Below are 18623 nucleotides of genomic sequence, written 5' to 3' on the forward strand. Positions count from 1 at the left end.
AGGGCCGCTTTCCAGGCCCCCTTTGCCTTGATTCCCATCCCCGCCGTCGATACGGTCCCGCGCGATTCAACCCCCCCGCGAGAGCCTGATCTGACGATGGACGCCTCATTGCCCGCCCATATGCGCCCGGAACGCTCGTTCCAGGGCTTTATCCTCGCGCTCCAGCGGTTCTGGGCCGAGCAGGGCTGCGTGATCCTGCAGCCCTACGACATGGAAATGGGCGCGGGCACCTTCCATCCGGCGACCACGCTGCGCGCGCTCGGGCCGAAGCCCTGGAACGCCGCCTATGTGCAGCCCTCGCGCCGGCCCAAGGACGGCCGCTACGGCGAGAATCCGAACCGGATGCAGCACTACTACCAGTTCCAGGTGATCATGAAGCCGTCGCCGCCGAATCTTCAGGAGCTGTACCTGAAGTCGCTCGCCGCGATCGGCATCGATTCCGCCGTGCACGACATCCGCTTCGTCGAGGACGATTGGGAGAGCCCGACGCTGGGTGCCTGGGGCTTAGGGTGGGAATGCTGGTGCGACGGCATGGAAGTCAGCCAGTTCACCTATTTCCAGCAGGTCGCGGGATTTGAGTGCGCGCCTGTTGCCGGCGAGCTCACCTATGGGCTCGAGCGCCTCGCGATGTATGTACAGGGCGTTGATCGCGTCTACGACCTCAACTTCAACGGCCGCGAGGGCGACGCCAAGGTGACCTATGGCGACGTGTTCCTGCAGGCCGAGCGTGAATATTCGAAGCACAATTTCGAAGTCGCCGACACCGCGATGCTGTTCGAGCAGTTCAAGATGGCGGAAGCCGCCTGCCGGAAGTACCTCGACGCCGGCTGGCAAAAAAACTCAGAGTCCGGCAAGCGCGAGGCGCACCTGATGGCGCTGCCGGCCTATGACCAGTGCATCAAGGCGAGCCATGTCTTCAACCTGCTCGACGCGCGCGGCGTGATCTCCGTGACCGAGCGGCAGAGCTACATTCTTCGCGTGCGCGAGCTGGCAAAGGCCTGCGGCGAGGCCTGGATCCATACTGAAGCGGGCGGAGCGGCCTGATGCCCGATCTTTTGCTTGAACTGTTCTCGGAAGAAATCCCCGCGCGCATGCAGGCCAAGGCGGCCGACGATCTGCGCCGCATGGTCACCGACAAGCTGGTCGCCGAGGGCCTCGTCTACGAGGGTGCGAAAGCGTTCGCGACGCCGCGCCGCCTTGCACTGACCGTGCATGGCATCCCCGCGCGTCAGCCTGACCTGAAGACCGAACGCCGCGGTCCGAAAATGGGCGCGCCCGATGCGGCCGTGCAGGGTTTTCTGAAGGCGACGGGTCTAAACTCGCTCGACGAAGCCAAGATCCAGCGCGACCCGAAGGGCGACTTCTACATCGCGCTGATCGAAAAGCCCGGCCGCGACGCGATCGACGTGCTCGCCGAGATTCTGCCGGTCATCATCCGCACCTTCCCCTGGCCGAAATCGATGCGCTGGGGCGCGCGCTCCGGAAAACCGGGATCGCTGAGCTGGGTGCGTCCGCTGCACGCGATCACCGCGACGTTCGGGCCCGAAACGGAAGATCCCGATGTCGTCAAATTCTCGATCGACGGCATCGAGACAGGCCAGACCACCTACGGTCATCGCTTCATGGCGCCGGCGGCGATCAACGTACGCCGCTTCGAGGACTACGAAGCGAAGCTGAAGGCCGCCAAAGTCATCCTCGATCCGCAGGCGCGCAAGGACATCATCTTCGCTGACGCCAAGGAGCTGACGTTCGCGCAAGGGTTTGAGCTGGTCGAGGATCAGGTGCTGCTCGACGAGGTTTCGGGCCTCGTCGAATGGCCCGTCGTCATGATGGGATCGTTCGAGCCGGAATATCTCGCGATCCCGGAAGAGGTGATCCGCGCCACCATCCGCAACAACCAGAAGTGCTTCGTCGTCAGGGATTCCAAGACGGGCAAGCTGACCAACAAGTTCGTCCTCACCGCCAATATCGAGGCGGCCGACGGCGGCAAGACTATCGTATCAGGCAACGAGCGCGTGATCCGTCCGCGCCTGTCGGATGCGAAGTTCTTCTATGAGACGGACCTGAAGACGAAGCTCGAGGATCGGCTGCCGAAGTTCGAGCAGATCGTGTTCCACGAGAAGCTCGGGACTCAGGCTGCGCGCATCAAACGCATCGAACGTCTCGCCGCCGAGATCGCGCCTTTGGTCGGTGCCGATGTCGCGAAGGCCACGCGTGCCGCGCATCTCGCCAAGGCCGATTTGCTGACCGAAGTCGTCGGTGAATTCCCGGAAGTGCAGGGCTTGATGGGCAAGTACTACGCGCTGGCCCAGGGCGAGGATGCCTCTGTCGCCGCCGCGTGCGAGGAGCACTACAAGCCGCAGGGCCCCGCGGATCGCGTACCCACCGATCCGGTCAGCGTTGCGGTCGCACTTGCAGACAAGATCGACACGCTCGTCGGCTTCTGGGCGATCGACGAGAAGCCGACCGGCAGCAAGGACCCGTATGCGCTGCGGCGCGCGGCGCTGGGCGTGATCAGGCTGATCGCTGAGAACAACCTGCGTCTGTCGCTCATGAAGGTGGCAGCATCTGCACTCGCGGGCCTGTCGGTGAAGTCGGCCGATACGGAGAAGCTTCCAAGCGATCTCCTCGCCTTCTTCGCCGATCGCCTGAAGGTCCAGCTGCGCGAGCAGGGCGCACGGCACGATCTCGTCGACGCCGTGTTCGCCCTCGGCGGCCAGGACGATCTCCTGATGATCGTCCGCCGCGTCGAGGCGCTCGGCAAGTTCCTCGAGAGCGATGACGGCAAGAACTTGCTCGCTGGTATCAAGCGCGCCAGCAACATCCTCGGCATCGAGGAGAAGAAGGACAAGCGCGCGTTCGACGGTGCGCCGGATGCTGCGCTCTATGGCCTCGATGAGGAGAAGGCGCTGGCGAAGGCGATCGGCGAGGTGCAGGCGGAAGCAAGCGCTGCCGTCGCCAGGGAAGACTTTGCCGCCGCGATGAGCGCGATGGCAAAGCTGCGTCCGCCGGTCGATGCGTTCTTCGAGAAGGTTCGCGTCAACGACGACGATCCGAAGGTGCGTGAAAACAGGCTGAAGCTGCTCAACGAGATCCGCAGCGCCACGCGTGCGGTCGCGGATTTCTCGAAGATCCAGGATTGAGGCGGGGCCACAACAACGGTGTCATTCCGGGGCGTGCGAAGCACGAGCCCGGAATCCATTGAGCCGCGCGTGACGTAGAGAAATGGATTCCGGGCTCGCGCGAAGTGGCGCGCCCCGGAATGACGACCACACAAAAAAGCCCCGCCCGGCGGGGGGAGAACCGGGCGGGGCCTGATGTCCGTACTTCGCGATGCGCGCCAGCCTGATTGAAGTGACACGCCGGACATCGAGTTGATCGGAAGCGTTTTCAAGCGAAGTGGATACCGGTTCGCGTGAAGAAAACGCGTTCAGACGAGAATCTAATCCATCACCTCGACGACGCGCCGCGAGCGCGGCTCGACCAGCACGGTTGCGCCGTTTACGACGGTGTAGCGGTAGGTGGTGGCGCCGAAACGTTGCGGCACGTCATAATAAGTGACGCCGCTTTCAGGTAAGGTGGCGCCGACCACCACGCGATCCGGGACACGGAAGGCCGGCACACGTTGCTCGACGACATATTCGCGGAATGCCGGCCTCTGTTCGACCGCAATCGTCGGGCCGCTGTCGACGACAACAGGCGCGCGGCCAACGGTGAGACCGGATTGCGCAGACGCTGCGATCGGCGAGCCGAGCGCGGCGCCAAGCGCAGCGAGGGCGAGAATCCTGTTCCGCATGGGCAACTCCTTCGAACTGATTTCAGCCGGCGCTACTGGCGCGACCGGTTGCCAATGCATGTCCCCTTCGCAATGTTCCGGGAAAAGCCCTGCCGCATCAGCGGCAATTTCGGGCAGTTTTCGCGAAGCCGGGAACCTGTTCGCGCCTTGTGCGTCTCTACCCGCGGAACCCGGTCCGGTATGATCCAGCCGCGATTCGCCTCACGTCACGGAAAGACAATTCATGCACATCACCGTCGCCCACATCTCGCCGCTTCTGTCGCTGCTTGCGGGCGTGCTCATCCTGATCATGCCGCGCCTTCTCAACCTGATCGTCGCGATCTTTCTCATCATAAATGGTGCGATCGGGCTCGGATTGTTGAAGTGGCTCCATCTCTAGGCCTTCATTTTCCGGAACTCTTCGACTTGCGCGGGCCTGCCCAAAGTGGTGTAAGGCGCGCGATTTCCCTTTCCTCTCGCAGGTTGTGTGCAAGCTATGGCCAAAGCCGCCTCGAAGCCCAATAAAACTCCAGCGAAAACGCCAGCGAAATCAAAGTCCTCCGCCGCGGCGAAAGCCGCGCCGGCGGCTCGCAAGGCGCTCGCCAAGAGCACCTTGAAGAGCGCCCCGAAGCCGGTCGCCAAGGCGGCTGTAAAGTCGGCTGCAAAGCCCGCTCCGAAGCCCGCGGCGAAGGCTGCGACCAAGTCGGCTGCGCCGAAGGTTGCCGTGAAGCCCGCCCCCAAAAAGGCCGCGCCCGCCAAGGCGGCGCCAGCCGCGGCCAAGGCCGGCAAATGGGTGTTCACGTTCGGCGACGGCAAAGCCGAGGGCCGGACGGAGATGCGCGACCTGCTTGGCGGCAAGGGCGCCAACCTCGCCGAGATGGCCAATCTCGGCCTTCCCGTGCCTCCCGGCTTCACCCTCCCGACCTCGGTCTGCACCTACTTCTACGCACACGACAAGTCCTATCCGAAGGAATTGCAGTCGCAGGTTGAGAAGGCGCTCGACCATGTCGGCAAGTTGACCGGCAAGGTGTTCGGCGACGTCAAGAACCCGCTGCTCGTCTCCGTGCGCTCCGGCGCGCGTGCCTCGATGCCGGGCATGATGGACACCGTGCTCAATCTCGGCCTCAACGACGAGACCGTGGAAGCGCTGTCGGAACTGTCGGGCGACCGTCGCTTCGCCTATGACAGCTATCGCCGCTTCATCACGATGTATTCGGACGTGGTGCTCGGCTTCGAGCATCATCACTTCGAGGAAATCCTCGACACCTTCAAAGACAGCCAGGGCTATTCGCTCGATACGGACCTCAGCGCCGAGGACTGGGTCGGGCTGGTCGGCAAGTACAAGGACGCGGTCGCGCGCGAGACCGGCAAGGATTTCCCGCAGGACCCGCACGACCAGCTCTGGGGCGCGATCGGCGCGGTGTTCTCATCCTGGATGAACGCGCGTGCGGTGACCTATCGCAGGCTGCACGACATTCCGGAATCCTGGGGCACCGCGGTCAACGTGCAGGCCATGGTGTTCGGCAATATGGGCGAGACGTCGGCGACCGGCGTTGCCTTCACCCGCAACCCCTCGACCGGCGAGAGCAAGCTCTACGGCGAATTCCTGATCAACGCGCAAGGCGAGGACGTGGTGGCGGGCATCCGCACGCCGCAGGACATCACCGAGGAAGCGCGCAAGGAATCCGGTTCCGACAAGGCGTCGATGGAAGCGGCGATGCCGGAAGCCTTCAAGGAGCTGACGCGGATCTACACGCTGCTCGAGAAGCACTACCGCGACATGCAGGACATGGAGTTCACGGTCGAGCAGGGCAAGCTGTGGATGCTCCAGACCCGCGGCGGCAAGCGCACCGCCAAGGCGGCGCTGCGCATCGCGGTCGAGCTCGCCAATGAAGGGCTGATCTCGAAGAAGGAAGCGGTGACGCGGATCGATCCCGCCTCGCTCGACCAGCTGCTGCATCCGACCATCGATCCCGACGCCAAGCGCGACGTGATCGCGACCGGCCTGCCGGCCTCGCCCGGTGCTGCCTCCGGCGAGATCGTGTTCTCCTCGGACGAGGCGGCCAAGCTCCAGGCCGACGGGCGCAAGGTGATCCTGGTCCGCATCGAGACCAGCCCGGAAGACATCCACGGCATGCACGCCGCCGAAGGCATCCTGACCACCCGCGGCGGCATGACCTCGCACGCGGCGGTGGTCGCGCGCGGCATGGGCAAGCCCTGCGTCTCCGGCTGCGGCACCATCCGCGTCGATTACGGCCGCGGCACCATGAGCATCGGCTCCCGCACCTTCAAGACCGGCGACGTCATCACCATCGACGGCTCGCTCGGCCAGGTGCTCGCCGGCCGCATGCCGATGATCGAGCCGGAGCTGTCCGGCGAGTTCGGCACGCTGATGAAATGGGCCGACCAGGTCCGCAAGATCGGCGTGCGCGTCAACGGCGACACGCCGGAGGATGCGCGCACCGCGATCAAGTTCGGCGCGGAAGGCATCGGCCTGTGCCGCACCGAGCACATGTTCTTCGAGGAGACGCGCATCCGCACGGTGCGCGAGATGATCCTCTCCGAGGACGAGCAGTCGCGCCGCGCCGCGCTGGCCAAGCTGCTGCCGATGCAGCGCGCCGACTTCGTCGAGCTGTTCGAGATCATGAAGGGCCTGCCCGTCACGATCCGACTTCTGGATCCTCCCCTCCATGAATTCCTGCCGCACACCCATGCCGAGGTCGAGGAAGTGGCGCGCGCCATGAACACCGACCCGCGGCGCCTGGCCGACCGTGCGCGCGAGCTCTCGGAGTTCAATCCGATGCTCGGCTTCCGCGGCTGCCGCATCGCAATCGCCTATCCTGAAATCGCCGAGATGCAGGCGCGTGCGATCTTCGAAGCCGCAGTCGAGGCCGAGAAGCGCACCGGCAAGGCCGTCGGCCTCGAGGTGATGGTGCCGCTGATCGCCACCAAGGCCGAGCTCGACCTCGTCAAGGCGCGCATCGATGCCACCGCGAAAGCCGTGATGCGCGACACCAACACCAAGATCGCCTACCAGGTCGGCACCATGATCGAGCTGCCGCGCGCCTGCCTGCTCGCGGCCGAGATCGCCGAGAGCGCGGAGTTCTTCTCGTTCGGCACCAACGACCTCACGCAGACCACCTACGGCATCAGCCGCGACGATGCCGCGAGCTTCCTCGGGACCTACGTGTCCAAGGGCATCCTCCCGGTCGATCCCTTCGTCGCGCTCGACCAGGAAGGCGTCGGCGAGCTCGTCAAGATCGGCGTCGCGCGCGGCCGCAAGACGCGCCCGAAGCTCAAGGTCGGCATCTGCGGCGAGCACGGCGGCGATCCCGCCTCCGTCGCCTTCTGCCACGATATCGGCCTCGACTACGTCTCCTGCTCACCCTACCGCGTGCCGATCGCCCGTCTCGCCGCGGCGCAGGCGGCGCTCGGCAAGGCGATCGCGAGCCAGGCGTAAGCCGATTTGAAATGTTGAATGCGAAGAGGCGGGGCTAGGCCCCGCCTCTTTCATTTGAGGCGACACTCCACCCACACTTCATTTGCGAGCGCCCACACTCACTGTCATCGCCCGGCTTGACCGGGCGATCCAGTACGCCGAGGCCGTTGTGGTTGAGCGGACAGGCCGCGGCGTACTGGATGCCCCGGTCAAGCCGGGGCATGACACCGATGAAGCGGACACACTGCGCAAAAACAACGGAACTCGTCACGCGTCCCGTAATGATACGCGCGCGCAAGAGTTCCTTCACCATTCGCGTTGACCGAATGTTTACCGCTTTACGAGAGGCGGCGTTTACCAACGTGCATCATTGCCCGTGAAAACACCTGCAATCGCTTGAGTGTGCCGCACGCGCAACGCCGATTAACGCCCCGGCAACCTAAATTGGATATTGACGATAAAGATCGAATTGTACGGACGTACTGCGGTTCGATTTTTCTGGCGTAAGCGTAGCGTGAGCGTGTCGATGTCAGTGTTGCGTAACCATCCGAAGGGCGCGCGGTTCGCGTCCTTCGGAATCGGTCTCTGCATCTTCGCATTGATGCCGAGAGAGACCGGCTATCAGGATATCGCGTCGTTGCTGGCGCGTCAGCCCGGCGTCGCCGAGCGCTGGCAGAAGCAGGTGTTTTCCGCCGCGTCCTCGATCCAGCTCGCCACCTACAGCTTTTCCCGTCCGATCGGCACGTCGCTTCCGCAGAGCGCGATGGTTCGCCTCGCGAGCCTCGATGGTCGCGACGTCACCGGCGCGATCGGCCGCAATCCTGCGCTTCAGACGCCGCCGCGCTACCAGGCCGCCGATTTTCCCAAGGTCGATCGCTCCATGAAGGGGGATCGCCTCGCAAGCGTCACACCCACGCAGGCTCCCGAGACGACCGCACCATCGGCCGCGCCGGCACAGCAAGATCCCGCGACATCGAACAGCTCGGTGTTCGGCGCCAAGACCGCCGCGTTGCCGCAAATCATGTCGCCGGAGTCCGCGGCGGCGCTCGATCCCGAGCTTCAGGAAGCGCTGCGTGCGCCGCCGCTGCCGCAATATGCCAATCCGCCACAAGCCAGCGACGCAGCGCGCGCGTTCGCGGTCCAGCCGCTCGAGGCGCTGAAGCGGGCGACCCTTCCGGACGCAGCGCCGCGCGATCCCTTCCGCGTCAAGACCTCGAACCTGTTTTTCGGGAGCTCCTCGCTCGGCGGCAATCTCGAGAGCATCGAGAGCTGGCAGCCCGGCGCCGAGCCGCTGATCGTGATGCCCGATCCTGATATGAAGGTGACGGCCGCGCTGTCGCCGCCGTCGGCCGAGATCGCCAGGGACATCGAAAGCGGCGAGAGCGTCGCGCCGAAGGGCGAGGTCAACGCCGACAACCAGCGCGCCAGATCGCCGGCGGAGCGGCTCGCGCTCGACGACAAGTCGCGCGCAAAGGCCGAGAAGTGTCTCGCCGAAGCCGTCTATTTCGAATCGCGCGGCGAGGCCGTGCGTGGCCAGATGGCGGTTGCGCAAGTCGTGATGAACCGCGTCTTCTCCGGCAAATATCCGGACACCGTGTGCGGCGCGGTCTATCAGAACAAGCACCGCCATTTGGCGTGTCAGTTCACATTCGCCTGCGACAACAATGCCGATGTGATCCGCGAGCCCGAGATGTGGGAGCGCGCGAAAAAGATTTCGAAGGCGATGCTCGACGGCCAGATCTGGCTGCCCGAAGTGGGCAAGTCCACGCACTACCACGCCTACTGGGTGCGTCCGTCCTGGGTCGCCGAGATGAAGAAGATGTACAAGACCGGCGTCCACACCTTCTATCGCCCGCGCGCCTGGGGCGACGGCAGCGAAGAACCGAGCTGGGGCACCCCGGCCCAGACCGCCGCGCTCTCCGCCGAGCTCGCCCAGGAAGCCAAGAGCTCCGCCGAGATGGGTGTGAGCGAGCGAAGGTAATCATTCACGGAAGTTCGTCATGCCCGGGCTTGTCCCGGGCATCCACGTTCTTTGTGTTGCGAGGCGAGGCGTGGACGGCCGGGACAAGCCCGGCCATGACGGTGTGGCTCACGCCTCGATATCCAGCGCGCAGTCGAAGTTCGGCGCTGAATGCGTCAGCGCGCCGGATGAGGCGTAGTCGACGCCGGTCGCCGCGATGGCCGCGATCGAGTCCAGCGTGACGCCGCCGGATGCCTCCAGCTGGAGGCATCCCTCGTTGAGCCTGACGGCCTCGCGCAGCGTCGCGAGGTCCATGTTGTCGAGCAGCACGGCATCGGCGAGCCCGGTGCCGAGCACCTCGCGGAGTTGCGCGAGCGTATCGACCTCGATCTCGATCTTGACGAGATGACCGGCATGGGCACGAGCGCGCTCCAGAACCGGGCGGATGCCGCCGGCGACCGCGATGTGGTTGTCCTTGATCAGGATCGCATCGTCGAGCCCGAAGCGGTGGTTGAAGCCGCCGCCGCAGCGCACGGCGTATTTCTCCAGCGCCCGCAATCCCGGCGTGGTTTTTCGCGTGCAGCAGATGCGCATTTTGGTGCCTTCGGTGCGCGCGACATAGTCCGCCGTGAGCGTCGCGACGCCCGAGAGGCGGCCGACGAAATTCAGCGCGGTCCGCTCCGCCGTGAGGATGGCGCGCGCCGGGCCCGTGATCGTCAGCACGTGCTGGCCGCGGGCAATCCGTGCGGCGTCGCGGACATGTGCGCGCACCTCGATGTCGGGTGAGAGCTTTTGCAGCGTCGCCAGCGCCAGCGGCAAGCCGGCGATCACGCCAGACTGGCGGGCGACCAGGATCGCCTGCGCCTTGGTCGTCTCCGGGATCGTTGCAAGCGAGGTGATGTCGCCGGCGCGGCCGAGATCCTCGTCGAGTGCGCGATGCACGGTCTCGTCGATCGCAAGCGGCGACAGGAAGGCGTCGGGATAGAGCAGTGACGTCGGGGTGATCATGGGGGACTCCATCAGGCGGTCATCGGTCGGGCGGTGCGTGGCAGCGGACGCTCGCTCAGGCTCTCCGCGATCTCACGTGCCTCCGTGAGCGTCGTCGTCGTTCTCTGTGCCAGCGCCGGGACATCGGCCGGATGGTCGGAGCGGAAATGCGCGCCGCGGCTCTCGCGCCGGCTCCAGGCGGAAGCTGCGACGAGCAGGGCTGACGCCGCCATGTTGCGGAGTGCGATGCTTGCGGGCCCGCGTTCGACTGCGGCGAAGCTGCGCACGGCCTCCGCAAGCCCGTCACTGTTGCGGATCACGCCGACATGCGCGCTCATCATCGTTCGCAACCGCTTCACGGTGGCAGCGTCCGGCGTGCCGCCACGCGATGTCACCAACGCATCGGGAAGGCGGGCAGGCGAGGGGATCGCGCGGCCGGCGATGTCGTCGGCGATGCGGGCGGCGTAGACCACGGCCTCCAGCAGCGAATTCGAGGCGAGCCGGTTGGCGCCGTGCGCGCCGGTGGACGACACTTCGCCGCCGGCCCAGAGCCCGTCGATCGAGCTGCGGCCGCGCTCGTCCACTGCGATGCCGCCCATGTGGTAATGCGCCGCCGGCGCGATCGGGATGGCCTGCGTGGCGGGATCGATGCCGGCCGCGATGCAGCTTGCATGCACGGTCGGGAATTTGTCGGCGAAGCGCGCACCGAGCGCCTGCCGGGCATCGAGAAAGGCACCGCGCCCGGCCGCGATTTCGGCGAATACGCCGCGGGCCACGATGTCGCGCGGAGCGAGCTCTGCGAGCGGATGGAGCGCCGTCATGAAACGCTCGCCATCGCCGTTGATCAGCGTTGCCCCTTCGCCGCGCAGCGCTTCGGTTGCGAGCGGCGCCGGATCGCGGCCGACCATGATGGCGGTCGGGTGGAACTGCACGAATTCAGGGTCGGCGATGACTGCGCCGGCGCGCGCGGCGATCGCAAGGCCGGAGCCGCTGGCCTCAGGCGGGTTGGTGGTGACGGCATAGAGATGGCCGAGGCCGCCGGTCGCCAGCACCACCGCGCGAGAGGCCAGCAGGAGCGGACGTGCAGCGGGATTGCCGGCCTCGCGCAATTTAAGGCCGGTGACGGCGCCGTCCTCGGTCAACAGCGCTTCGGCGACGAGCCCTTCGATCAGTCGGATCGACGGCGTGCGGCGTACGGCCTCGCTCAGTGCCGCGATGATCGCGGCTCCGGCCCCGTCGCCGCGCACATGCACGATGCGCCGCGCCGAATGCGCGGCCTCGCGGCCGACAGCGAGCTTGCCTTCGAGGTCGCGGTCGAACGGCACGCCATAGGCGAGTAGGTCATGAATGCGTGGCGCCGCCTCGCGCGCGATGCCGAGTGCGACCGCTTCATCGACAAGACCGCCGCCGACGGCGATGGTGTCAGCGGCGTGCGCCTCCGGGCTATCGCCTTCGGCCACGGCCGCAGCGATGCCGCCCTGCGCCCATGCGGACGACGCCCCTTGTCCGAGCGGGGCGGCCGAGATCAGCGTTACCGGCCGCGGCGCGAGCTTCAGTGCACAAAAGAGTCCGGCGAGGCCACCGCCGACGATGACGACGTCATCGGTGCTGCGGGTGAGATTGTGGATGTTGTCTTGCATGTTCTGCGCTCAATTCTTCAGATTGATCATCCGCTCGACCGAACGCCGCGCGCGTTTCGCGAGCGCGGGATCGATCGTGACCTGCTCGCCAAGCGTGAGCAGGCTGTCCAGAATGTTGGCGAGCGTGATACGCTTCATGTGCGGGCAGAGATTGCAGGGGCGGAGCATCTCCACGTCAGGCAGCTCGGCGCGGACATTGTCGGCCATCGAGCATTCCGTGATCATGACTAGCCGCCGTGGCCGCCGCTCGCGCACCCAGTTGATCATGTGCGCGGTCGAGCCGGTGAAATCGGCTTCCGCCAGCACGTCAGGCGGACATTCGGGATGCGCGATGATCTGCACGGACGGGTCGGCGTCGCGATAGGCGCGCAGCTCCTCGCCCGTAAAGCGCTCGTGCACCTCGCAGGCGCCCTTCCAGGCGATGATCTTCACGTCGGTCTTCGAGGCGACATACGTTGCAAGGTAGCGATCGGGCAGGAAGATCACGGTCGGTGCGTTCAGGCTCTCGACCACTTGCACCGCGTTCGACGAGGTGCAGCAGATGTCGACCTCGGCCTTCACCTCTGCGGAGGTGTTGACATAGGCGACGACAGGCACGCCGGGAAATTTTTCGCGGAGCAGGCGAACGTCCGCGCCCGTGATGCTGTCCGCGAGCGAGCAGCCGGCGCGGCTATCTGGGATCAGCACCGTCTTGTCCGGGTTGAGCAGCTTTGACGTCTCCGCCATGAAGTGCACGCCGCATTGCACGATGATGTCGGCCTTCACCTTGGTCGCTTCGACCGCGAGCTGCAGCGAGTCGCCGCCGATGTCGGCGACGCAATGAAAGATCTCCGGCGCCTGATAGTTGTGCGCGAGGATGACCGCGCCCCGGGCCTGCTTCAGCTCGTTGATCGCCTTGATCGTCGGCGCCATCAGCGGCCACTCGATCGGGGGGATCACGTGCTTCACGCGCTCATAGAGCGGTGCAGTGGCCCGCTCGACGTCCGCAGTCCATTCCAGTGAGGGCTTCGGCAGCGCGGGGCCGGTTCGCGCTGCTATGGCGCGCGGAGGGGCGGGGACTTGGCCCTGCGGCCGGTTGGCAAAGTCGTCGGGGCCGTAAATTCCAGTGATGGGCATCGAAGCCTCCCGTGAATGCTAATTATGCTCCATGTGAGTATATATAGGGTCTGAGAAATCCGGCCGAGAGGGCCGGTGGGTTTCGCTAGAGCTCACATATACTCAATCTGAGTAAATCAAAGATAACACGCGCCTGAGCAGGCCGCTAGCCCCAGCCGCACACATTCCCGTCAAATCGCGCCCGGCGCGTCGGGGAGGGCCGCGATGAACCGCAATGCTCCGGCGGCAGCCCTTCGTGGAACGCAATCATTTTTGACTTGGGATCTTCATGCATTTGCATTAAACGCCTGACTCGCGGTTGCCTATTCCGGATCCGCCAGCGACTGATGAGGAACCCATGTCCACTCAAGCGGGCGAACTCGGTCCGGTCTCGCGTTCCTCCACCTGGCGCACCCCGGCGATCATCATTCTCTGCGGTTGTGCCATTGGCATGCTCGGCTTCGGCCCGCGCTCGGCGCTCGGGTTCTTCGTGCAGCCGATGAGCCACGAATTCGCCTGGGGTCGCGACGTGTTCGGCCTCGCGATCGCTTTCCAGAATTTGCTGTGGGGATTGGGCCAGCCCCTTGCCGGCGCGGTCGCCGATCGCTTCGGCCTGTTCCGGGTGATGTGTGTCGGCGCGCTGCTTTACGCCGGCGGCCTGCTGCTGATGCGCTATTCCTCGACGCCGCTGTCGCTGAATCTCGGCGCGGGCGTGATGGTTGGCTTTGGTCTCGCCGGCTGCTCGTTCAACCTGGTGCTGTCGGCCTTCACCAAGCTGTTGCCGGCCGAGAAGCGCGGCCTCGCGCTCGGTGCCGGCACCGCGGCGGGCTCGTTCGGGCAGTTCCTGTTCGCGCCCATTGGCGTCGCGCTGATCGACAATTTCGGCTGGCAGCAGGCGCTCACCGTGTTCGGCTTCCTGATGCTGCTGATCATCCCGCTGTCGCTGGCGCTCTCGACGCCGCCGGTGGCAACCACGGCCAACACGGCGCCGGCGGATGAGCAGACCTTTACGAAAGCGCTCGCCGAAGCCTTCGGCCATCGCTCCTATGTGTTGCTGGTGCTCGGCTTCTTCACCTGCGGCTTCCAGCTCGCCTTCATCACCGTGCATCTGCCGGCGTTCCTGGTCGATCGCGGCATCTCGACGCAAACCGGCGGCTGGGTGATCGCGGCGATCGGCCTGTTCAACATCATGGGATCGCTGAGCGTCGGCTATCTCCAGAACTCGCTGCCGAAGCGCTACATCCTCTCCGCGATTTATTTCACGCGCGCGCTTGCGACGCTCGCCTTCATCTCGTTCCCGATCACGCCGTTCTCGGCGATCGCATTCGGTGCGGTCTCCGGTCTGACCTGGCTGTCGACGGTGCCGCCGACCTCGGCGCTGGTGGCGCTGATGTTCGGCACGCGCTGGCTCGCCACGCTCTATGGCTTCGCCTTCGTCAGCCATCAGGTCGGCGGCTTCCTCGGCGTCTGGCTCGGCGGCATCGTGTTCGAAAAGTTCGGTTCCTATACGCCGATCTGGTGGCTCTCGATCCTGTTCGGCGTGCTGTCCGCGCTGATCAATCTTCCGATCGTCGAGAAACCGGTTCAGCGAGCGGTTGCGCAGCCTGCCTGATCGGCTAAACATCCCCTGAAACAAGTCCAGGGAGTTCAGTCGTGGCCACATTCAAGGCGATCCGGATCGACAAGGCGGACAAGGGCACCACCGCCGCACTCACGCAGTTCGACGACGCCGAACTGATGGACGGTGATGTCACGGTCGGCGTGGAATGGTCGACGCTGAACTACAAGGATGGCCTCGCGCTCACCGGCAAGGCGCCGGTGGTGCGTCGCTTCCCGATGATCGCCGGCATCGATTTCGCCGGCACGGTTGAAACCTCCTCCCATCCGCAATGGAAGGCGGGCGACAAGGTCGTCTGCACCGGCTGGGGCGTGGGCGAGACCCATCTCGGTGCCTATGCCGAGAAGGCGCGGGTCAAGGGCGACTGGCTGGTCGCCTTGCCGCAGGGCCTGTCGGCGCGCGACGCCATGGCGATCGGCACGGCCGGCTTCACCGCGATGCTGTCGGTGCTGGCGCTGGAGAAGCACGGCCTGTCGCCGAAGAGCGGCCCTGTGGTGGTGACGGGCGCGGCCGGCGGCGTCGGCTCGGTCGCCACCGCCGTGCTCTCGAAGCTCGGTTATCACGTCATCGCCTCGACCGGCCGCGCCTCGGAAGCCGACTATTTGAAAGAGATCGGTGCGGCCGAGATCATCGACCGCAATGAATTGTCGGCGGCGGCCAAGCCCCTCGCCAAGGAGCGCTGGGCGGGCGGCGTGGACAGCGTCGGCTCGACCACGCTCGCGAATCTCCTGTCGATGACGAAGTATGGCGGCGCAATCGCGGCGTGCGGCCTGGCGGCCGGCATGGACCTGCCGTCTTCTGTCGCACCCTTCATTTTGCGCGGGGTGTGCCTTCTCGGCATCGATTCCGTGATGTGCCCGATCGAGCCGCGGAAAGCCGCCTGGCAGCGTCTGGCCTCGGATCTGGATCGGACAAAACTATCTGAAATTACTCATGAAATTCCGATCGAGGAAGTTTCGGAATGGGGCGCGAAAATACTCGCCGGCCAGGTCCGCGGCCGCATCGTGGTAAAAATTGTCTAACGGCGTTCAGACTTTACCAACCAAGCTGCTTCAATGTTGCCTTGGTTAGTATGGTAAGCAGCGGGTAAAGAGATAAGGCATCGCCCGCGCTGGGGTTGGTTCGGAGTTGAGCATGCTTGCGCGTATTGTGTTGGGGGCTGTCACGGCGGCAGCGACGTTTGTGCCGGCCATTGCAGGAAGCATGAACGCCGACGAGGCGCGCCGCTTCGTTGCCGGCAAGGTGTTCGCGTTCACCTGCTTCGACGGTACCCGCGGCGCAGGCCGCATCCTCGACGACCTTGGCGCCGCCGGCGCGGTGCAGTTCTCGGGCGCAGGCCCGGTGAAGCATCTCCGCCTGCCCGGCAACACGCTCCAGATCCGCGGGCAGAACGTCTGCGCCTCGATCAAGGGCATTCCGTTCGAGCCCTGCTTCAACCTGGAAAAGACCGACGATCGCAGCTTCCGCGGCTCGGTGTCGGGCATGGGCTTCGCCTATTGCGACTTCCACCACCAGGGCGGCAATCAGATGCTGATGGCGCGCGCCGTGGCGCGTCCGCGTTCGCTGCGCTCTTCGGAGCGCACCGGTTCGGTCGCTGCGTCCAATACTGAAGTCGCCGCGCGCGTCGAGACGCCGCGTGTCGAGAGCAGCCGGCTCGAGCCGGTGAAGTCCGAAGCCAGATCGGAGCCCGCCAGGAACGACGCTCCGCTGGAATTGCGCCGCTCGACCCAGTGAGCTGGCTGCGCGGGACCGCCCGCGCATTTTGTCGTTGAAAATATTCATCGGTCACCAAGCCGCCGCGCCGTAGTCATACGGACGGCGGCTTTCATGCCTTGGTAGCGACTCGCGTCCCAGTTTGCGCAGGGCCGGGGGGTGCAAGGGTACTACGATGTCGCTGTATTTCTTTCGCATCAGCACCGGTCGTTATTCCGGCGCCGCCGACCAGCCGTACGAGTTCGAGGATCGCGCCGCCGCTTGGGCCGAGATGAGCGAGGTCTGCGCCAACCTGCTCGGCAGCATCGCGCGCAACCTGAAGCCGAACGCGAAGTGGAGCATGGAGCTGCTCGACGAGAACAAGAAGCCGGTCTTCCGCGTCAGCCTGGTCGGTGAGACCGTGTGCTGATGACCGCGAACGGGCAACCGTTAACGGACGCCAGCGCGTGCAAATCCGCGAGTTCCATTTCATTGCACGTGAAAAGTGTGCAACTGCAGTAGTTTAAGCACGATTTCAGTATTTCTACCCAGGCTGCCGCGGCCACCCTTAACGTTAATGAGTAACCTCGCGGTTAGCCTTCCCGGACTGTTCACGCGCGTCGGCGCGGCAATGCGTATCCGGGGATTATGTCGATGATGTTCATTCAGAACCTGCGAATTGGCACCAAGCTCGCTGTGACCTCGGCACTCACCATCGCGCTCGTCGCGCTGATGATCGTCCTCCAGATGAACGGCGACGCTGCGGTTCAGAAGCTCAGCAATGGGGCATCGGGGCAGCAGTCGATCGCGCAAAGCGCCGCGGAAGCCAAGGCGTCGGTCCGCGGGATGCAGATCGGCATTCGTGACATCCTGAGCTCCACGTCGCCGGCCGAGTTGCAGAAGGCCGTCACCTATTTCAACGATCGGCAGACCGCGGCCCTGAAATTCGCGGACGAGATGGCGAAGCTGTCGCGCTCGCCGGAGAATCACAAGCGGATCGACCGCCTGATCGTGTTGGTCGGCAATTTCAGCAAGGGGCAACAGCAGATCGAAGCGATCCGCAAGCAGGAGCTCGCCCTGAGCGCGAAGAAGGACGGTGAAGCCGCAGCGCCGCTCGCAAAGCTCGTGGCCGAGGTCGACCGCATCCGCAAGGAGATGCTGGCGCCGATCAACGAAGAGATCTCGGAGCTGACCAACGAGATCATCAACTTTGCCAAGCAGAAGAGTTCCGAAGCCCGCGCCGAAGCCGAAGCTGAGGCCGCGTCCGTCGCGCGGACCTCGTTCGTCGCCGGCGTGCTGGTCGCGCTGGTTTTGATCGGGGCGTGCATCTTCTCCGTCTTCAGCATTGCGCGGCCCATGCGCGCATTGACGGCGGCGATGGAGAAGCTCGCCGGCGGCGATTTCTCCGTGGTGCTGCCGGGCCTCGGCCGCAAGGACGAGGTCGGCGAAGTCGCCGGTGCCGTCGAGAAATTCAAGATCGTGTCCGAACAGAAGGCGCGAGAGGACGCGGAAGCCAAGTCGCGGCAGGATCAGCTCGCGGCCGAGCAGCGCAAGTCCGAGATGCGCAGGCTCGCCGACAGCTTCGAAGGCGCCGTCGGCGAGATCGTCGGTACGGTGTCGTCGGCTTCCACGGAGCTTGAAGCATCCGCCACCACGCTCACCTCGACCGCGGAGCGCACGCAGCAGCTCACCACCGTGGTCGCGGCGGCCTCCGAAGAGGCCTCCACCAACGTGCAGTCGGTGGCGTCGGCAACGGAGGAGCTGTCGTCGTCGATCACCGAGATCAGCCGCCAGGTGCAGGAATCTGCGCGCGTCGCCAGCGAGGCGGTCGGCCAGGCCCGCACCACGACCGACCGTGTCAGCGAGCTGTCGAAGGCGGCGACGCGGATCGGCGACGTCGTGGAGCTGATCAACACCATCGCCGGCCAGACCAACCTGCTGGCGCTCAACGCCACGATCGAGGCCGCGCGCGCCGGCGAAGCGGGCCGCGGTTTTGCCGTGGTCGCCTCCGAAGTCAAGGCGCTCGCCGAGCAGACCGCGAAGGCGACCGGCGAGATCGGCCAGCAGATCGCCAGCATTCAGGCCGCGACCGAGCATTCGGTCGGCGCCATCAGGGACATCAGCGACACCATCGAGAAGCTGTCGGAGATCTCCTCGGCGATCGCCGCTGCGGTCGAAGAGCAGGGCGCCGCGACGCAGGAAATCTCCCGCAACGTGCAGCAGGCGGCGGAAGGCACCCATCAAGTGTCGTCCAACATCACCGACGTGCAGCGCGGCGCGAGCGAGACCGGCTCGGCGTCCTCGCAGGTGTTGGCGGCGGCGCAGTCGCTGTCCGGCGACAGCAATCGCCTCAAGCTCGAGGTCGGCAAGTTCCTGGGTACCGTTCGCGCGGCCTGACCAAAACCGCAGGGAGAGCC

At 65.3% G+C, this 18623-nt stretch carries 14 protein-coding genes; 10 read left to right on the plus strand and 4 right to left on the minus strand.

The annotated features are described in order from the left end of the window. Positions 1-96: 96 nt before the first annotated feature. On the plus strand, positions 97-1044 hold the full coding sequence (locus tag AB7245_RS10545; protein WP_028153882.1) for a glycine--tRNA ligase subunit alpha: 948 nt from the start codon (positions 97-99) through the stop codon (positions 1042-1044). Beyond that, positions 1044-3143, plus strand: a complete 2100-nt coding sequence (gene glyS / locus AB7245_RS10550) for a glycine--tRNA ligase subunit beta (RefSeq protein ID WP_085402556.1) — start codon at positions 1044-1046, stop codon at positions 3141-3143. Before AB7245_RS10545 ends, glyS begins: the two co-directional genes overlap by 1 nt. 299 nt (positions 3144-3442) lie before the next feature. On the opposite strand, the gene AB7245_RS10555 is transcribed toward glyS, so the two are convergent. After that, positions 3443-3796 (minus strand): DUF1236 domain-containing protein, encoded by a 354-nt coding sequence (locus AB7245_RS10555; RefSeq protein ID WP_038944551.1) that lies wholly within the window; start codon positions 3794-3796, stop codon positions 3443-3445. Between the two features lie 223 nt (positions 3797-4019). Between AB7245_RS10555 and AB7245_RS10560 the strand changes: the two genes are divergently transcribed. From AB7245_RS10560 to AB7245_RS10570, 3 genes are all read left to right on the plus strand, one after another. Beyond that, complete coding sequence (locus AB7245_RS10560) at positions 4020-4175, plus strand: DUF3096 domain-containing protein (protein ID WP_014497329.1); 156 nt, start codon at positions 4020-4022, stop codon at positions 4173-4175. A gap of 96 nt (positions 4176-4271) precedes the next feature. Next, positions 4272-7235 carry a pyruvate, phosphate dikinase gene (ppdK, locus tag AB7245_RS10565; RefSeq protein ID WP_085402557.1) on the plus strand — a complete coding sequence of 988 codons (2964 nt, stop codon included), beginning with the start codon at positions 4272-4274 and terminating at the stop codon, positions 7233-7235. 505 nt (positions 7236-7740) lie between these two features. Continuing rightward, the gene (locus AB7245_RS10570; RefSeq protein ID WP_085402559.1) at positions 7741-9195 is read left to right on the plus strand and encodes a cell wall hydrolase; all 1455 of its coding nucleotides are present in this window, start codon (positions 7741-7743) and stop codon (positions 9193-9195) included. Between the two features lie 108 nt (positions 9196-9303). On the opposite strand, the gene nadC is transcribed toward AB7245_RS10570, so the two are convergent. The 3 genes from nadC to nadA are packed head-to-tail and all read right to left on the minus strand — an operon-like array spanning position 9304 to position 12917. Then, positions 9304-10182, minus strand: a complete 879-nt coding sequence (gene nadC / locus AB7245_RS10575; RefSeq protein WP_439034225.1) for a carboxylating nicotinate-nucleotide diphosphorylase — start codon at positions 10180-10182, stop codon at positions 9304-9306. An 11-nt stretch (positions 10183-10193) separates the two neighbouring features. Next, positions 10194-11801, minus strand: a complete 1608-nt coding sequence (locus AB7245_RS10580) for an L-aspartate oxidase (protein WP_135215920.1) — start codon at positions 11799-11801, stop codon at positions 10194-10196. Positions 11802-11810: 9 nt separating this feature from the next. Further along, positions 11811-12917 carry a quinolinate synthase NadA gene (nadA, locus tag AB7245_RS10585; protein ID WP_085402562.1) on the minus strand — a complete coding sequence of 369 codons (1107 nt, stop codon included), beginning with the start codon at positions 12915-12917 and terminating at the stop codon, positions 11811-11813. Between the two features lie 337 nt (positions 12918-13254). Between nadA and AB7245_RS10590 the strand changes: the two genes are divergently transcribed. The 5 genes from AB7245_RS10590 to AB7245_RS10610 all read left to right on the plus strand — a co-directional run bounded on the left by AB7245_RS10590 (position 13255) and on the right by AB7245_RS10610 (position 18603). After that, complete coding sequence (locus tag AB7245_RS10590; RefSeq protein WP_135215921.1) at positions 13255-14508, plus strand: MFS transporter; 1254 nt, start codon at positions 13255-13257, stop codon at positions 14506-14508. Positions 14509-14549: 41 nt separating this feature from the next. Next, positions 14550-15536, plus strand: coding sequence for an acrylyl-CoA reductase (NADPH) (gene acuI / locus AB7245_RS10595; protein WP_085402564.1), 987 nt, complete (start codon positions 14550-14552; stop codon positions 15534-15536). Positions 15537-15648: 112 nt separating this feature from the next. Next, positions 15649-16248 carry a hypothetical protein gene (locus AB7245_RS10600; RefSeq protein ID WP_085402565.1) on the plus strand — a complete coding sequence of 200 codons (600 nt, stop codon included), beginning with the start codon at positions 15649-15651 and terminating at the stop codon, positions 16246-16248. Between the two features lie 154 nt (positions 16249-16402). Further along, complete coding sequence (locus AB7245_RS10605; RefSeq protein WP_028152150.1) at positions 16403-16636, plus strand: DUF6894 family protein; 234 nt, start codon at positions 16403-16405, stop codon at positions 16634-16636. Between the two features lie 224 nt (positions 16637-16860). After that, positions 16861-18603, plus strand: coding sequence for a methyl-accepting chemotaxis protein (locus AB7245_RS10610; protein ID WP_085402595.1), 1743 nt, complete (start codon positions 16861-16863; stop codon positions 18601-18603). The last annotated feature ends 20 nt before the right edge of the window (positions 18604-18623 follow it).

Source organism: Bradyrhizobium sp. 604_D8_N2_3, assembly GCF_051810765.1.
GTDB classification, from domain to species: domain Bacteria; phylum Pseudomonadota; class Alphaproteobacteria; order Rhizobiales; family Xanthobacteraceae; genus Bradyrhizobium; species Bradyrhizobium barranii.

Bases quoted from the DNA above. Each gene is read 5' to 3' on its own strand.
- ppdK (WP_085402557.1), top strand. From the start codon at position 4,272: ATGGCCAAAGCCGCCTCGAAGCCCAATAAAACTCCAGCGAAAACGCCA.
- AB7245_RS10600 (WP_085402565.1), top strand. From the start codon at position 15,649: ATGCTTGCGCGTATTGTGTTGGGGGCTGTCACGGCGGCAGCGACGTTT.
- AB7245_RS10560 (WP_014497329.1), top strand. From the start codon at position 4,020: ATGCACATCACCGTCGCCCACATCTCGCCGCTTCTGTCGCTGCTTGCG.
- AB7245_RS10570 (WP_085402559.1), top strand. From the start codon at position 7,741: ATGTCAGTGTTGCGTAACCATCCGAAGGGCGCGCGGTTCGCGTCCTTC.
- nadA (WP_085402562.1), bottom strand. From the start codon at position 12,917: ATGCCCATCACTGGAATTTACGGCCCCGACGACTTTGCCAACCGGCCG.
- AB7245_RS10555 (WP_038944551.1), bottom strand. From the start codon at position 3,796: ATGCGGAACAGGATTCTCGCCCTCGCTGCGCTTGGCGCCGCGCTCGGC.
- AB7245_RS10610 (WP_085402595.1), top strand. From the start codon at position 16,861: ATGATGTTCATTCAGAACCTGCGAATTGGCACCAAGCTCGCTGTGACC.
- AB7245_RS10590 (WP_135215921.1), top strand. From the start codon at position 13,255: ATGTCCACTCAAGCGGGCGAACTCGGTCCGGTCTCGCGTTCCTCCACC.
- glyS (WP_085402556.1), top strand. From the start codon at position 1,044: ATGCCCGATCTTTTGCTTGAACTGTTCTCGGAAGAAATCCCCGCGCGC.
- AB7245_RS10580 (WP_135215920.1), bottom strand. From the start codon at position 11,801: ATGCAAGACAACATCCACAATCTCACCCGCAGCACCGATGACGTCGTC.
- nadC (WP_439034225.1), bottom strand. From the start codon at position 10,182: ATGATCACCCCGACGTCACTGCTCTATCCCGACGCCTTCCTGTCGCCG.
- AB7245_RS10605 (WP_028152150.1), top strand. From the start codon at position 16,403: ATGTCGCTGTATTTCTTTCGCATCAGCACCGGTCGTTATTCCGGCGCC.
- AB7245_RS10545 (WP_028153882.1), top strand. From the start codon at position 97: ATGGACGCCTCATTGCCCGCCCATATGCGCCCGGAACGCTCGTTCCAG.